This window comes from bacterium, from assembly GCA_035505375.1.
Classification (GTDB): Bacteria; Hydrothermota; Tepidihabitantia; order Tepidihabitantales; family Tepidihabitantaceae; genus UBA2258.
In genome coordinates, this window is the sequence record DATJQV010000080.1 from 17,738 (window position 1) to 33,255 (window position 15,518).

The window sequence follows — 15,518 nt, forward strand, 5'->3', positions numbered from 1 at the left end:
GTACAGTCCGGTCTCTGACGCCCTCAGCGGGCCGGTGGCGCGGTTTCACAGGCTTGGAGTCTATGGTCGTGCGCCTGTCCTGTAAAGTCAGGCAGGACTCAGCGACAGGCCGGCGGGGTTGGACCGGTGACGACTGACGGCTAACAGCTTACGGCTGACAGCTTACGGCTTGCAGACTACAGCTCTCGACTTGAGCTTGTGCTTGTCTGCCAGCTTCGCCGTCCTACGGTCTCCCGGTGAGTGCTCCACCGAAGAAGAAGCCGAAGCCGAGGACACAGTCACAATGCGGACAGGAGTACATGATCTCCTTCTTGAGCGTACCTTCGATCTCCTTGAACACTTCGTTCTTTCGGTCTGAGCCGGCTCTTGGATCCAGAATCACCGTTTCCTTGCAGTACGGGCACTTCGCCATTTCGTTCTCTCCTTTCGTGCGTTTCCTGGAATACGGCCTCGGGCACGGCTTCATTGTAGGCTTGGTGAGCGAGGATGTCAAGGCGGCGGAAAGCGCCGAAGGCGCGCTAATCTACAATCTCGAATCCACAATCTGGAATCACGTTACTGTCGGCTGTTAGCTGTAGGCTTGCTTGATGTCCCGAAGCACCTGTCCCTGGTTCCTCCGGTTCCCTAGGATTGACGTTCGATTTCTATGGGCGATGGCTCAGTAGGCCGCCTTGATGATGGTGGTCGCTTGGCCGCGGTGCCGGGACAGATCCCCTTGCATTGGTGACATGAAGTAGACTCCGGGCCGGAGGCCTACGCCGATTCGGTCGCCTCTGCAGATGGCGACCTGGCGGCCGGTGACGTCGGAGAGTGCAAATACGTCGGTCTCATGCCCAACAACCCGAGCAACGGAAGTGAAGGGATTGGGCTCTACCAAGAGGCGGGTCGGATTTGCCGGACGCCGAGACAAAGGTTCCTCAATGCCGACATAGCCATCGGGGTCGGTCTTGATGAGATAGACATCCCAGTTCCCTGCGCCGAAGGACCAGGTGCGGCCTGTGACAATGTACCCCCCGTCTGAGGCCTGCCGGACCGAGCCACCTTCGTCGCCACCCGTCCCACCATAGGTTCTGGTCCACAGCGTATCACCCAAGGCGTTGGTCTTGATGAGGTAGACATCCTCGTCCCCTGCACCGAAGGACATGGTGGAGCCGGCAATGATGTAGCCGCCATCTGAGGTCTGTTGGACGGAGTTGCCGACATCGTTGCTTGTGCCGCCGTAGGTTCTGGTCCAGAGTGTGTCACCCGAGGCGTTAGTCTTGATCAGATAGACATCATAACCCCCTGCACCGAAGGACGTGGTCCAACCGGCGATGATGTAGCCGCCATCCGAGGTCTGCTGGACCGATTTGCCCCAATCATCATTCGTCCCGCCATAGGCTCTGGTCCACAGAGTATCGCCTGAGGCGTTGGTCTTGATGAGATAGACGTTGGCGCTGTCCGGCGTCCCCGCGCCGAAGGAATAAGTGAAGCCTGCGATGATGTACCCACCGTCTGAGGTCTGCTGGGCCGCCCTGCCCTCGTCGACGTACTCCCCGCCATAGGTTCTGGTCCACAGCGTGTCACCAAAGGCGTTGGTCTTGACGAGATAGGCATCGTAGCGCCCTGCGCCGAAGGACTCGGTGTAGCCTGCGATCATGTACCCACTGTCTAAGGTCTGCTGGACCGACTGGCCGTAGTCGCTCTGCGCCCCGCCATAGGTTCTGGTCCACAGGGTGTCGCCTGAGGCATCGGTCTTGACAAGATAGACAGCGGCGTACCCTTCGTAGCCTGCGATGATGTAACCGCTATCTGAGGTCTGCTGGACCGACGCGCCATAGTGGTATACCTTCTCGTGGTGGGTTCTGGTCCATTGCGTTTGACCAGAGGCGTCGGTCTTGATGAGATACAGGTCAGGACCCGATGAGCCGGGGACGGTCGTGTAGCCTGCAACAATGTAGCCGCTGTCTGAGGTCTGCCGGACTTCGCAGCCCCCATCGTCGCTCGTCCCGCCATAGGTTCTCCACCAGCTCGTTTGGGCGGAGGCAATTGTAGTGAGGCAGGTTGCGGATAGCAGCGCAATCACGCAAGGAGCGAAGACCTTCTTGGTCACTCTTCCCCCTTTGACGTTCGTGGTTCGACACCTACTCGGAATCGAGCCGGGTTCAGCGATGCCGACCGGGCCAGAGAAAGCAGCCGTCCCTTGATGTTGGTCTCGCTGAAAGGGCAGGGACATCCCGTATTCCGGGTCTCCGTATGGGACATCGGCAATCCCAGTACCATGTCACGTCTATTGTAATTCCGGCACTGTCCGGGTCAAGCCGAGGGCCGCATCGGCGGTGCGGCTGAAACCCAGCGCCGGGATGAGCATCCTCCCAAGCGCTGGGACAAGCATCCTCACAAGCACCGGGACAAGCACCCTCACAAGCACCGGGATAAGCACCCTCACAAGCACCGGGATAAGCACCGTCCCAAGCGCCGGGATAAGCACTCCTCCAAGCCCCTGGACAAGCACCCCTCCAAGCCCCTGGACAAGCACCCCTCCAAGCGCCGGGATAAGCACCGTCCCAAGCGCCGGGACAAGCGCCGTCATAAGCGTCGGGATAAGCACCTCCCTAAGCCCCGGGATAAGGTCCGGGGGAGACCTCCCCCCAACGACCCCTGGGCGGGAAATCAGCACTTAGCTCAACTTTCTCTTGTACAAAAACGAGGAAACCGGGTTATTACTATATGAGGACGGTCGATCGAACGTGGATTCTTGCTCTGCGGTCTAGCGCACGACCGTGATGGGGACTCGGGCGCTGCTGTTCCCGGCAGAGACCGAGATGAAGTAGACTCCGGCGGGAAGTGCGGAGGCGTCGAGGCTGAGCCGGTGCGAACCTGCCCTGTAAGCTTGAGGGGCGAGTTGGACGGCGACGCGGCCGGTCAGGTCGAACAGGGCGACGCGGCAGGAGGCAGGACTCCGGAGGCTGACGTTGAGGTTGAGTTGGCCGCGGACCGGGTTGGTTAGCAAGTGTAGACTCGGGACACGATCCGAAATGTCGGACATTTCGGTCATGTCCCTGCGCTCTTCGGCGATGCCGGTCTGCGGCAGGCGCGGTCTGAGCGTGCCGTCGGCGACAAGGCACATGCCGTAGAACCAGGAGCGTTCGCTGGGACTGCAACCGTCCCTCAGTTGAGCATCGAACCATTGGCGGAAGGCCTCGGCGAGCGACACGCCTTGTCCCAGCGGGGAGTAGAAGTCGCCAAAGTTGAGCATCGAGCCGGTCTTGGTCGAGCCGATTGCGCTGAGGCCGTCCGAGGTCTGAAATACGTAGCGGCCGCCGCAGTAGCCAGATTCGACGAAGCGGACGTTGGAGCAGGCAAAGAGGTCGTAGAAGCAGGCGTGCGGGTCGAGCGACGGTATCGAGGTCGCATAGAACCAGTCCATCGAGTCTTTGTGGTCGTAGTACATGGCGTGGCCGCCGGGCCAAGAGTGGGACATAAGGGCTATCCATTGGTAGGCGGCGGAGTCGATGCGCGGCTGGTAGTCAAGGATGCGGGTCTGTTCCGAGTCGCTCACGAGCACGCGGTCGTGGTAGAGCAGACCGACATTGCTGTCCCAATCGGTCGCCCAGGGTGTCCAGTCGTCGTCGATGTAGACAAGGGCGCGGTCAGTGACCGCCAGTTGGTGGCTCCGGTATCGGTGGTTCTTGTCGAAGTAGTTCACGAGCAGCGACTCGGCGTTGCCGATTTCCGATGCGGGCAGACGCGAGACAGAGATTTCCGGGGTGATGCTACCTTCATGGACGTCGTAGACGGAGTCCGAGCCGGGCACGAGGCTGTCGAGCGTGTCGGCGAGACGGGCCAGGCTGTCTTTCCATGTGCCGTCAAGGTCCATGAAGAAGAGGTCGCAGGGGAACTCTTCGTAGCCTTCGCCGTTGTCGCGCACGCCGTTGTCGTTCCAGTCGTCGATGAGCTGGAACCAGGCGATGGGCAGGTCGCCCACGAGCACCGCCGAAGTCATGCCGGTATGGTACTCGGCGGTCAGCAGGGCCTTGAGCGATTCGGCCGAAGTGCCGCTGACTGAGAAGACCGCGACACCCGTGGTCTCGCGTCCGAGGTCGGCGACCAGCGTGTCGAGTGACTGCTGCAGAGATGAGACGAGCGTTTCCTGGACGAAGAAGTCAACCCGCGGGCTGTCCAGCTTGCATGGGACCATCAGCGTGCTGACCCGCCACGGGCGCGGGCGCAGCGCTGCGCGCCACTCGGCGTGGGTGAGGGGCTTAGAGCTGTCCGGACTCATCCAGCGTAGGGGCGTTACGCCTGACGTACCGGTGGAGAGAAGCAGAGTAAGCGAGAGGATGAATTGCATATGCTACCTCACTTTGGTAACCGGGCAGACTTCGTTGCCCGCTCGTATGAAATAGGCGCCGCCTGGCAGACTGCGGCCATTGTCGTCGCGGCCGTCCCAAGATAGGGAGTAGGGACTAGGGATTAGGGATTGGGGAGGAATCAGAGCACGGACGAGGCGGCCGGCGGAGTTGAAGATGCGGAGGGTGGAGGTCAGTGGTCCAGTGGTCAAGTGGAGGACTGTGGAGGAGGAGAATGGGTTCGGTGAGACGGTGAACGGTGTACGGTGTGCGGTACTCGGCCGCTCGGCGACGTCGAGGTAGCCGAGGCCGGTCAGTTGAACTACTTCGGTTGAAACGAAGTCCCCGGCGTGCATCCAGTGGCCGACATGGGCGTACAGGGGGCCGGATGCCTGCGTCGATTCCTTGATTGACCAGAGCGAGTCCTTGTACCATTCGTAGGTACGGACATAGCTGGATTCTATTGCGGGCACGGATGACACGACCGTTGCGATCCGCTGGTACATGGTGCGCTGAATCTTGAAGCAGTGCGGGACCGCGCCGTAGGGTACGACCACGTCTTCGGTGTCGAGCACCGTGCAGGTGTCGGCCCAGACCTTGAGCGTATCGACAATCGTGTCTCCGGTGAACTCGCCGATGTAGGTGCCGGCGAGGCCGAAGCGCCAGGTGTCGCCGATGTTGAACGGAACCCGGTAGGCGTTGACCCAGCGGACCGAGTCGCCGAGCAATTGACGGGCGCAGAGCAGAGTGTCGCCGGATTCGTAGCAGGTATCGGTCGTCACGGTATCCGGTGTCGGGTGGGCTACCTGACTTATGACCCATGCCGAGTCGCCGAGGCGCACGGTTTCGGCAACAACAGTGGCTGTGTCCGCGCTGTTGCTCGTGACAATGGAATCGAAGGGACTGGGAATCAGGATGTGGAAGGAATCGCGGGCCGCGTCAATGGCTTCGGCCTGCCGATGCACCGCAAAGCCGAGGTACCTGCCGACCGGGCCCGCAACTGCGGCCGTCGCGAGCAGGACAAGCAGCGCGGTCAGGCGCATGTGGGTTCCATCGTGCCGACTCAGTCTAGTCCGAACCCGCTGCCGGTCAAGGGTGCGTCTGCCGGTGATTGACTTTCAGGCGAAAACGGCAAGAATACTCTTCTTGACCAGCGCCAAGGCACAAACCGAGATTACCCGATTGAGCCGGGAGCTCTCTGAGCACAACTACCGCTACTATGTGCTCGCCCAGCCGAGTATCAGCGACTATGAGTATGACCAGATGCTGAAGCGGCTCCAGGCTTTGGAACAGGAATTCCCGGACCTGGCCCGGCCGGACTCGCCGACCCGCCGCGTGGGCGGCGAACCGCTGAAGGAGTTCACGTCGGTCAGCCACGACCCGCCTATGCTTTCGCTCGACAATACCTATTCGTACGATGAGCTGCGTGAATTCGACACGAGGGTGAGAAAGGTCGTTCCGACCCCGGTCTATCTGGTGCAGCAGAAGATCGACGGCGTCGCGGTCTCACTGAGCTATGATGAGTTCGCGTTCATCCGCGGCGCTACCCGCGGGGACGGCACGACCGGCGACGACATCACCACCAATCTGGTCACCGTGAACTCGGTGCCGCTGAAGCTGCGAGAGGAGCGAAAGGGCTTCGAGCGGTTCGAGGTCAGGGGCGAGGCGTACATGCCGCGGCGCGAGTTCGAGCGCATCAATGCCGAGCGGGAGGAGGAAGGGTTGGCGACGTTCGCCAATCCGCGCAGCGCGACCGCGGGCACGCTCCATCTGCTCGACCCGAAGCTGGTGCGTAAACGCAGGCTGGATTGCTTCGTCCACACCGTGCCGCGCCGCATCGAGCGGATTGCGACCGACCACGAGGTGCTGGACGCGCTCAAGGAGCTCGGGTTCAAGACCGCGCCGGAGAGCAGGCTTTTCACCGGTATCGATGAGGTGATCGCCTACTGCGATGGCTGGCAGGCGCATCGGCACGACTTGCCCTATGACATCGACGGGATGGTTATCAAAGTCGACAGGTTCGGCGACCGCGAGGAGCTCGGCATGACCGAGAAGAGCCCGCGCTGGGCCGTAGCCTACAAGTACCCGCCCGAGGAAGCTGAGACCAAGGTCTTGAAGATATACTTCAACGTAGGCAGACTGGGGACCGTGACCCCAGTGGCAGAGGTTGGGCAGGTCTTCATCTCCGGCACGAACGTCACTCACTCGACCCTGCACAACATGGACGAGGTCGAACGGCTCGACATCCGCGTCGGCGACACCGCGGTCATTCACAAGGCGGGCGAGATTATCCCGCAGATACTGCGGGTGGTGCCGGACAGGGGACATGGCAGGCGGACAAAGGTGGCGATTCCCGAGAAGTGCCCGGCCTGCGGGACGAAGCTCTTCAAGGAAGCGGACGAGGTCGCGTGGCGGTGCGTGAATGCCTCGTGCCCGGCCCAGCTCAAGGCGAGGCTGCTCCATTTCGGCGCGCGCGCGGCTCTGGACATCGAAGGGCTTGGGGAGAAACTGGTAGAGCAACTGGTGAGCACGGGTCTGGTGAAGAACCTTGCGGACCTGTACGAGCTGAACCTGGAGAAGTTGGTAGAGTTGGAGCGGATGGGGGAGAAGTCCGCACAGGGAATCCTCGCCGGGTTGGAGGCGAGCAAGTCGCGGCCGTTCACGCGGGTGCTGTACGGCCTGGGAATCAGGCATGTGGGAATCCACGCGGCGCGGCTCCTGGCCCAGGCGTTCGGTTCGTGGGACCGGCTCCGCGAGGCGGCCGCAGGGGACGGGACAACCGCCAAGGACGCCAAGAACGTCAAGGGGAAGAAAGTAGATGAGATAGCGATGGTGCCCGGAGTGGGTCCGGTCGTGGCCGAGTCCTTCAGGCACTTCCTGGCGGACAAAGAGAATGTCGCATTGGTCGAGCGGCTGCGCGCAGCCGGGCTGCGGTTCGAGGAGAAGACCGCCGGCGGGCCGCGGCCTCTTGCCGGAAAGAAGTTTGTTCTGACCGGAACATTGGAGCAGCAGTCGCGCGAGCAGGCGACGGAGCTGGTATTGTCTCTTGGCGGCAGCGTGTCGTCCTCGGTCTCGAAGAAGACCGACTACGTCGTTGCGGGCGCGTCGCCGGGGTCAAAGTACGACAGAGCGAAGGAGCTGGGCGTGAAGATAATAAGCGAGGCCGAGTTCGTGAAGCTGGTCGAAGAGAAAGGACGATAGGTGGCAACACTCCGCGAGCACTACGAGCAGCAGGCCGGGTCGGACGCCCCGGTACAATACCTGAAGGGCATCGGGCCGCGCCGCGCCGAGATGCTGGCACGGGTCGGCATCGAGACGATTGAGGACCTGCTGTTCTTCGCGCCGCGACGCTACCTCGACCGTTCCCAGATGTTGGCCATCGGCGACCTGAGACCGGGCGATGAGGCGACAGTCATCGGCACGGTGGTCGCGGCCGGCAGCCGGCGGCTGAAGAGTTTCAAGCCGGCAGTGTCGGTCATGGTGAGGGACGCAAGCGGGATGATTGAAGCGGTCTGGTTCAATCGGCCCGACCTCCGCGAGCGCTTCCAGCCCAACCAGGAGATTCTGCTGTCGGGACGGGTCAGCCTTTATCGCGGAAAGCAGCTCGTGAACCCGATGTTCGAGCTCGGCGAAGACGGCGAGGGCTTCTCCTTCAAGAACGCGATAATACCGATTTACCCGTTGACCGAGGGCCTGTCGATCTGGGCCATACGCAACGCGGTGCGGGCGGCGCTGGACCGTTGCCGCGACAGTATGCCCGAGACGCTCCGGCCCGAGATTCTCGAACACTATGGATACCCGGGCATCGCCGACGCCCTGGAGACGATGCACTTTCCGAAGGACATCGAATCCGCGCACAAGGCGCTCGAACGACTGAGCTATGAAGAGCTGTTCTACTTCGAGCTGCTGCTGGCTCTGCGCCACCGGGAGAACGCGCAGGCGCGCAAGGGAAGCAGCATGAAGGAGACGGGTGCGCTTACCGGGCCGTTTATGTCCGCCCTGCACTTCAAGCTGACCAAGGCGCAGGAACGGGTGCTGGCGGATATCAAGCAGGATATGGCCGGCGAGTATCGCATGAACCGGCTGCTGCAGGGCGACGTGGGCTCGGGCAAAACCGTGGTCGCGTTGTATGCCATGCTGGTGGCCACGGAGAACCAGTGCCAGTCGGTGATGATGGCGCCGACCGAGATCCTGGCCGAGCAGCACTATCAGGGCTGGCACGAACGGCTGGCCGGCATCGGTGTGAAAGCGGCGCTGCTGACCGGTTCGACCCGGGCGGCTGAGCGCCGCGAGATCATCGCCGGCCTGGAATCGGGCGCGGTGCAGATGGTCTTCGGCACGCACGCACTCATCGAGGAGGGCGTCAAGTTCAGCCGGCTCGGGCTGGTCGTAGTCGACGAGCAGCACCGGTTCGGCGTGATGCAGCGTGCCGCATTGCTCAGCAAGGGCGACAATCCGGACTTCCTGGTAATGACGGCCACGCCGATTCCGCGCACGTTGGCCATGACTGCCTACGGCGACCTCGATACGTCGCTGCTGGACCAGAAGCCGCCGGGCCGGCGGACGGTCGCGACCCGGTTGATGAGTAACAACCAGCGGCAGCTCGTCTACGAGTCGACCGCCCGGCACCTGGATGACGGCGAGCAGGCGTTTGTCGTCTGCCCGCTGATTGAGGAGTCGGAGAAGCTCGACCTGGCGTCGGCCGAGAAGACGTTCGAGCAGACCAGCGCCGCCTTCCCGAAACACCGAGTGGGACTGGTCCACGGCCGGCTGAAGCCCGACGAGCGGGCGGACATCATGGAGAAGTTCCGGCGTCGCGACCTCGACATCCTGGTCGCGACCTCGGTCATCGAGGTCGGCGTGGACATCCCGAACGCCACCGTGATGATAATCGAACACCCGGAACGCTTCGGGCTGGCCCAGTTGCACCAGTTGCGGGGCAGGATCGGCCGGAGTGACAAGCAGTCGTTCTGCATTCTGCTGGCCGGCCAGTCGGGGATCGGCGATTCACTGGAGCGCCTGCGCTTCTTTACCGACACAAGTGACGGGTTTGCGCTGGCCGAGAAAGACCTTGAGCTGCGGGGACCGGGCGAGGTGCTGGGGACGCGTCAGCACGGGCTGCCGGATCTGCGCATTGCCGACATCGTGCGGGACCGCGTCGTGCTGCGGCAGGCGAGACGGGATGCGTTCCGCCTGGTCAAACTCGACCCGCAGTTGGAGCAGCCGGTCAACGACCGGGTCAGGAAGACGCTGCTGCGCCGGTACAAGGGCCGAGGCGAGCTTGCCGGGGTAGGGTAGGGCCGGCTCTAGGCCGGCGACTCGTAGATGCGGTAGGTCTTGTAGACCTTGCCGCCCCACATCGTGATCGGCCGGATGATGGCTATGTTGTCTTCAAGTATCAGGGAGAGTTCGCCCCGCCGGTACCCGAGTTTCCGCGCACCCAGGAAACACTCGTAGTAGAGCAGTGAGTCGAACCCGAGGTTGTGGAACTTGTACTTGACTCCCAGGGTCCAGAGGCGCGCCTGGTCCATGCGATTCCTCTCGGTAAGGAACGTGAGCCAGCCGAACGGGAAGAGCGAGCCATGCAGTCTCTTCAGAACCTGGTTGTAGTCGGGCAGGGCGACGCACATGCCGGCAATCTCGCCCTTGTAGAAGACCAGGGGGCAGAGTTCCGGCTTCACCAGGGGCTTGAGCTGTCTCGCCAGGTCCGTGATTTCCGCATCAGTCATGGGCACGTGGTCCCAGTTGTGTGACCACGCGTCATTGTAGACATCCTTGACGAAGACGATGTCCCGTTCGAGATGTTTGAGATCCACGGGGCGTACCTCGACTTCCGGGTTCTGCTTCAGTCGCGTCATGACCCGCTGCAGTTTCTCCGGAACCGGTACGTCCACCGGGATGACATAGGCATACATGTCCTTGACCTTGGCGAATCCGCAGCTCTCGATGAGCGTTGCGTACCACGGCGGGTTGTAGGACATCTTGAGCATCGGCGGGGAGTCGAATGGGCCGATCAGCAGCGCCACCTCGTCGTTAAGCGATGGGTTGGCCGGGCCGTAGACTTTGTCCATGTCCCGCTGCCTGCCCCATATCTTGACCGTGTCGAGCAGGGCGGCCGCTACCTGGGAGTCGTTCTCCGATTCAAAGAAACCGAAGCAGGCGACCTTGACCCCGTGGTGCCGGTTGTAGTTACGGTCGAGAATCGCCGCGACTCGGCCTACCACCTTCCCGTCATCGACGGCCAGGTACAGGTCCCGTTCGGCGTGCTCCCAGAAAGGATTGCAGCCCGGGGTGAGAGTGTTCTTGAAGTCGGAGATCAGCGGCGGGACCCAGTTCGGGTCGTCACGGTAGATCTGAAAAGGGAGTTTGACGAAGCGGTCGAGGTCCGCAGCGGACTCGACCCGCCGAACCGCGGTCATGGTTCAGGCGATGATGCCGCACTTCCGGCCCGCCTGCTCGAACTTCTCCAGCGCCTCGTCCATGTCCGCATCGGTATGAGTCGCCATCACCGCAGTGCGGATAAGCGAGCGGTTGGGCGGGACGCCGGGCGGAACGAAGGCGTTTGTGAAGATGCCGGCGTCGTAGAGCGCGCGCCAGAACGTAAGAGTGCGGACGTCGTCCCCGATGTGGATGGGCAGGATGGGCGTGACCGACGTGCCGAGGTTGTAGCCCATTCCGCGCAGGCCCGTGCTCATCCGGTGCGCGTTCTTCCACAAGTGCTTGCGGCGTTCGGGTTCGGCCTGAAGAATCCGGAGCGTCTCGATCACCGTGGCCGTTGCCGCCGGTGGAATAGCTGCGGAGAAGAGCACCGTACGCGCATTGTGGCGGATAAATGACATTACCTCCGCATCGCCGACGATGTAGCCGCCGATGGAGGCGAACGTCTTTGAGAACGTGCCCATGATGAGGTCGATCTCGGCTTCAACGCCGAAGTGCTCAGCCGTGCCGCGCCCGTGCTTGCCCATCACTCCCACGGCGTGCGCCTCGTCGACCATCAGCCGCGCCCGGTGCTTCCGGACGAGCGGGACCATCTGGTCGAGCGGAGCCAGGTCGCCTTCGACCGAGAAGACGCCGTCAACGACGACAAGCTTGCCCGCCTGGACATCGGCCGTCGACAGCGCGTGGTCGAACGAGTGCATGTCGTTGTGCACGAACCGTTTCACCGTGCCGTACGACATCTGGCATCCGTCCATGATGGACGCATGGTCGAGTTTGTCGGTGATGACGACGTCACCCCGTCGTATCAATGAGGAAATCGCTCCGAGGTTGGCCGAGTAGCCGGTCGAGAAGACTACACAGTCATCCTTGTGGTAGAAAGAGGCCAGTTTCTCCTCAAGTTCCACATGGATGTCAAGTGTCCCGTTCCCGAAGCGCGATCCGGTACAGCCGGTGCCGTACTTCCGGATTGCCGCAATTGCGGCCTCCTTCACTTTCGGATGCGTGGTCAGACCTAGGTAGTTGTTCGACCCCATCATCAACAATTCCCGGCCGTGGATAATAACACGCCGGTCAGGCTCCGAACTGATCGGGGTAAAGTACGGGTAGTAGTCGTTGTCCTTGGCCTGCTGGACTATCTTTGCGAACTCCTGGCATTTGTCGAATAGATCCACGCCGGGATTCTAAGCACAGCCTTCCGAGTGTCAAGCTCGGTGCGGGCTTGATTCGACACCGGTCCGGGCTATATTACGAACGTGATCGAGTTCGTCATCGCACTGGCCCTTGCCGCGTCGCCTTCCCGGTCCGATTTCCAGGTCCTCCGCGTCATGTATACATCTGACCTTCACGGTCGAAGCGCTCCGAGCATCGACTTCGGGTCGCCCGGACTGCCGCGCCGCAGACTCGGGGGCTGGGATAACCTGCTTCGCCTGATAAGGAAGGAGAGGACCGATGCGACTCTCCTGCTTGATTGCGGGGACTTCGGATTCGGTTCTTCGTCAGGCGACAGCTCCCAGGGTCGGGCCGCGGTTGAGTTCATGAATTCGGCCGGTTACGACGCCGCGGTTCCGGGACCGCGTGATTTCAACGGCGGCGCCGAGAACCTGGAGATCCTGGCCCAGGCAGCGTCGTTCCCGATTCTCTGTGACCCCATGCTTGATGTCGCGCTCAAACGTCAGGTTCCGCTGTTCCGTCCATATCTGGTCAGGGACATGATGGGCATGAGAGTCGCGGTCATCGGGATCGCCGATCCGGATATTGCGAGAGTTAACGCCCGCGCCGACGTTGCCGGATGGGTCGTGGATGACCCGCTGGTGCAGATGGCCCGGTACCTGCCGCTAGTGCGGGCCGAGAGCGCCAACGTCATCATAGTCATTGGGCACCTGAGCCCGGACGAAGGGTGCGCCATCGCCGACGGCTTCAGGGACGTCGACCTTGTCATCTGCCGTGGCAGCGGAACGGGCGTCGAGAACCGGATGACTTGCTCGGGTACGAGGCCGGTGCTGACTGCGGCAGCGTACGGCCAGCGGCTGGGTGTTGCCGACTTGCTGTTCAGCAAGACCGAGCACAAGGTCTACCAGACCGAGGTGCACCTGCTGAACGTCGAGCCCGGCTCGGATACATCGGCAGTGGCGGCATGGTTGAAGAGGCCGGCACAGGAAGATTCGGCCGAGTGTGTGAACACGCAGGAGTACTTGCCGGACAGCGCCGGTCTGCTGGCGCTTGGTCAGATGGTCGCAGACGGTGTGCGGCGCCAGGCCGGAGCCGACATCGCGGTTCTGCCGGCCTACGAAATAGAGTCCGGCCTGGCCGCGGGCAGTATCGACCGGGAGCAGTTGTTCGCAGTCGCGCCCTATCGGCGGAGGGCAAGGCTGGTTTCGATGGACGACACCACGCTGGCGCGGCTGGTCGCACCCGAGAGCGCCGACCAGCATGAGGCGGCGCCGTTCCTCGCCGGGGCCGACTACTTCGTCACCGGCGACACGCAGGCATGGCCGGAAGTCTCGCGCGTCGCGCGTGTGCGCGTCCGGAACCGGGCGTCGGGCAACTTCAATGTCTTGACCACCGAGCAGTGGCTCGAACGGGCGCGAATCCCGGTCACCGGGAGACTGCTGCCCCAGTCCCTGACCGATTTGTGGATAGGGTTTGCCGCGAGTGCTGAGACGCTGAAGCCCGTAGTTCAGCCGGTGCGGCTCTATCCTGCCGCTCCGGGCATAGTGCGGAAGCAGTCCGGCGGCCTGGTGAACATCAACACCGCCGATTCCGCGTTACTGGAGTCCCTGCCGGAAATCGGGCCCAAGACAGCCGAACGGATTATCGAGTACCGCGAGACCGTCGGCCGGTTCAAGTCAATCGACGAGATACAGAACGTCAAGGGAATCGGGCCGAAGAAATACGACCGGATCAAAGCGCTAATTACCGTGCGCTAGCGCGCAGGGAGTTTCCAGGTATCAGTTGCCAGTTTCCAGTAAACGGACAATCCGGTTACTGGAAACTGGTCGCCGGCAACTGGCCACTCGCGCCCGGCGCGTCAGTACGTGCGCGCGTAGTAGATGACCGTTTCGGTCGGCTTGCCGCAGACGATGCACTTGCCCGGTTTGCCCTGGTCCGCGGTCGGCATGTTGCGGGGCGTGGTCTTGGTGGCGTCGATCAGGGCGTTCTCGCATTCCTGCGCCTTGCACCAGTGGACCCGGACGTAACCCGGTTTGGCTTCCAGCACCGTCTTGAACTCGTCCAGCGACTCGGCGTCAGACGTGCGGCCGGCCACGAACTCGCGGGCCCGCTTCAGCATGCCCGCCTGAATCTCGTCAAGCAGCCCACCGAGTTGGGTCGGTAGCTCGGCCAGAGGCACGAACCGCTTGCCGGAGCCGTCGCGCGGCACCAGCACGCACTGTTCCTTGGCCACGTCCTTCGGCCCGATCTCGATCCGCACCGGCACGCCGCGCATCTCGTGTTCATTGTACTTCCAGCCCGCGGTCTGGGTAGTCCGGTCGTCGAGCAGGATGCGATAGGCCGACAGGCGCTCTTTGGTCTCGCGGCACTTGGCGAGCACGGCTTCGTCGTTCTTGCCGAAGAGAATCGGGACCATGACCGCCTGGTGCGGCGCGACGCGCGGAGGCATGAAGAGACCCTTGTCGTCGCCGTGGGTCATGATAAGCCCGCCGATGAGACGGGTCGAGACTCCCCAGGAAGTGCCCCAGGGTCGCTTCTCGGTGTTGTCCTCGTCGAGATAGCGGATGTCGAACGCCTCGGCAAAGTGCTGGCCGAGCAGGTGCGACGTGCCGGCCTGCAAAGCCTGCCCGTCCGGCATCATGGCCTCGATGGAATACGTGTCGACCGCGCCCGGGAACTTCTCGCTCTCCGGCTTGGCCCCGGCGAGCACGGGCAGGGCCAGGTCGTTCTCCACGAAGTCGACGTAGAGATTGAGAATCTTGAGCGTCTCTTCTTCCGCTTCCTCGCGCGTGCGGTGCAGGGTGTGGCCTTCCTGCCAGAGGAATTCGAGCGTGCGCAAGAACAGGCGGGTCGCCTTCTCCCAGCGGAAGATGTTGCACCACTGGTTGATGAGCACCGGCAGGTCGCGGTAGCTCTTCACCCATTTGGCATACATCGTGTTGATGATGGCCTCGCTCGTGGGCCGCAGGGCCAGCCGCTCGGTCAGCTCTTCATCGCCGCCGTGCGTGACCCAGGCGACCTGGGGCGAGAAGCCCTTAACGTGCTCGGCTTCCTTGGTGAGGAAGCTCTCCGGTATGAGTGTCGGGAAGCAGGCATTCACGTGGCCGGTGTCCTTGATCCGCTTGTCCAGGCGTGCCTGCATGTTCTCCCAGAGCGCGTAGCCGTAGGGCCGGATGACCATGCAGCCGCGCACCGGCGCATAGTCCGCCAGTTCGGTCTTCAGCACCACCGCGGTGTACCACTCGGAGAAATCTTCTGACTTGTGGGGAATCGCTTTGACGAGGCCGTCTTCTTTCATGGTGGCCAATCTTAGCGGTGCTCGGAATAGAGTCAAGCATCCCGAACGCAGAGGGCGCGTTGGCTGAGCAGACATGTCTCGCCGGTTCCGGACCGCAGCAAGGCAGCCTGACCGGTGCAAGGCGAGCTCGATGGGCGTGTGCGCTTGACGATTGCCCCTTGACTTGACTCCATTGCGTTGGGAGCTATTCTCTAGCCAGCGACGCTGGATACAGCGACGCCGGGAAGCCGCCGCGACGTCCTTCCGTCGCCAGGAAGACTGAATTCCTATCCGATTCGGGA

General features: G+C 62.4%; 12 protein-coding genes. 4 read left to right on the forward strand and 8 right to left on the reverse strand.

Going from position 1 to position 15,518, the window contains the following annotated elements:
- Positions 1-223: 223 nt before the first annotated feature.
- Positions 224-412, reverse strand: coding sequence for a hypothetical protein (locus tag VMH22_12930; GenBank protein HTW92595.1), 189 nt, complete (start codon positions 410-412; stop codon positions 224-226).
- A 16-nt stretch (positions 413-428) separates the two neighbouring features.
- Between VMH22_12930 and VMH22_12935 the strand changes: the two genes are divergently transcribed.
- Positions 429-572: a hypothetical protein gene (locus tag VMH22_12935; GenBank protein ID HTW92596.1), complete on the forward strand. Its 144-nt coding sequence runs from the start codon at positions 429-431 to the stop codon at positions 570-572.
- An 86-nt stretch (positions 573-658) separates the two neighbouring features.
- Here the strand turns inward: VMH22_12935 and VMH22_12940 are convergent, their stop codons facing one another.
- From VMH22_12940 to VMH22_12955, 4 genes are all read right to left on the reverse strand, one after another.
- Positions 659-2,092 (reverse strand): hypothetical protein, encoded by a 1,434-nt coding sequence (locus VMH22_12940; GenBank protein ID HTW92597.1) that lies wholly within the window; start codon positions 2,090-2,092, stop codon positions 659-661.
- A gap of 177 nt (positions 2,093-2,269) precedes the next feature.
- Positions 2,270-2,659: a hypothetical protein gene (locus VMH22_12945; GenBank protein ID HTW92598.1), complete on the reverse strand. Its 390-nt coding sequence runs from the start codon at positions 2,657-2,659 to the stop codon at positions 2,270-2,272.
- A 90-nt stretch (positions 2,660-2,749) separates the two neighbouring features.
- Complete coding sequence (locus VMH22_12950) at positions 2,750-4,333, reverse strand: T9SS type A sorting domain-containing protein (GenBank protein HTW92599.1); 1,584 nt, start codon at positions 4,331-4,333, stop codon at positions 2,750-2,752.
- A 3-nt stretch (positions 4,334-4,336) separates the two neighbouring features.
- Positions 4,337-5,374, reverse strand: a complete 1,038-nt coding sequence (locus tag VMH22_12955; protein ID HTW92600.1) for a hypothetical protein — start codon at positions 5,372-5,374, stop codon at positions 4,337-4,339.
- A gap of 103 nt (positions 5,375-5,477) precedes the next feature.
- Between VMH22_12955 and ligA the strand changes: the two genes are divergently transcribed.
- Together ligA and recG are read left to right on the forward strand one after the other, a co-directional pair.
- Positions 5,478-7,532: an NAD-dependent DNA ligase LigA gene (gene ligA / locus VMH22_12960; protein ID HTW92601.1), complete on the forward strand. Its 2,055-nt coding sequence runs from the start codon at positions 5,478-5,480 to the stop codon at positions 7,530-7,532.
- Complete coding sequence (gene recG, locus VMH22_12965; protein ID HTW92602.1) at positions 7,533-9,629, forward strand: ATP-dependent DNA helicase RecG; 2,097 nt, start codon at positions 7,533-7,535, stop codon at positions 9,627-9,629.
- Between the two features lie 8 nt (positions 9,630-9,637).
- Here the strand turns inward: recG and VMH22_12970 are convergent, their stop codons facing one another.
- Positions 9,638-10,750 carry a hypothetical protein gene (locus VMH22_12970; GenBank protein HTW92603.1) on the reverse strand — a complete coding sequence of 371 codons (1,113 nt, stop codon included), beginning with the start codon at positions 10,748-10,750 and terminating at the stop codon, positions 9,638-9,640.
- A gap of 3 nt (positions 10,751-10,753) precedes the next feature.
- Positions 10,754-11,941, reverse strand: coding sequence for a pyridoxal phosphate-dependent aminotransferase family protein (locus tag VMH22_12975; GenBank protein ID HTW92604.1), 1,188 nt, complete (start codon positions 11,939-11,941; stop codon positions 10,754-10,756).
- Between the two features lie 81 nt (positions 11,942-12,022).
- Here VMH22_12975 and VMH22_12980 point away from each other — a divergent pair, with 81 nt between their 5' ends.
- A complete protein-coding gene (locus VMH22_12980) occupies positions 12,023-13,696 on the forward strand; it encodes a helix-hairpin-helix domain-containing protein (GenBank protein ID HTW92605.1) in 1,674 nt (557 codons plus the stop codon).
- Positions 13,697-13,797: 101 nt separating this feature from the next.
- Here VMH22_12980 and proS read toward each other — a convergent pair whose 3' ends face one another.
- Positions 13,798-15,237, reverse strand: coding sequence for a proline--tRNA ligase (proS, locus tag VMH22_12985; protein HTW92606.1), 1,440 nt, complete (start codon positions 15,235-15,237; stop codon positions 13,798-13,800).
- Positions 15,238-15,518 lie beyond the last annotated feature (281 nt).

Coding starts and splice junctions, on each gene's coding strand:
- VMH22_12930 (HTW92595.1), bottom strand. CDS start 412: ATGGCGAAGTGCCCGTACTGCAAGGAAACGGTGATTCTGGATCCAAGA.
- VMH22_12950 (HTW92599.1), bottom strand. CDS start 4,333: ATGCAATTCATCCTCTCGCTTACTCTGCTTCTCTCCACCGGTACGTCA.
- VMH22_12955 (HTW92600.1), bottom strand. CDS start 5,374: ATGCGCCTGACCGCGCTGCTTGTCCTGCTCGCGACGGCCGCAGTTGCG.
- VMH22_12970 (HTW92603.1), bottom strand. CDS start 10,750: ATGACCGCGGTTCGGCGGGTCGAGTCCGCTGCGGACCTCGACCGCTTC.
- proS (HTW92606.1), bottom strand. CDS start 15,237: ATGAAAGAAGACGGCCTCGTCAAAGCGATTCCCCACAAGTCAGAAGAT.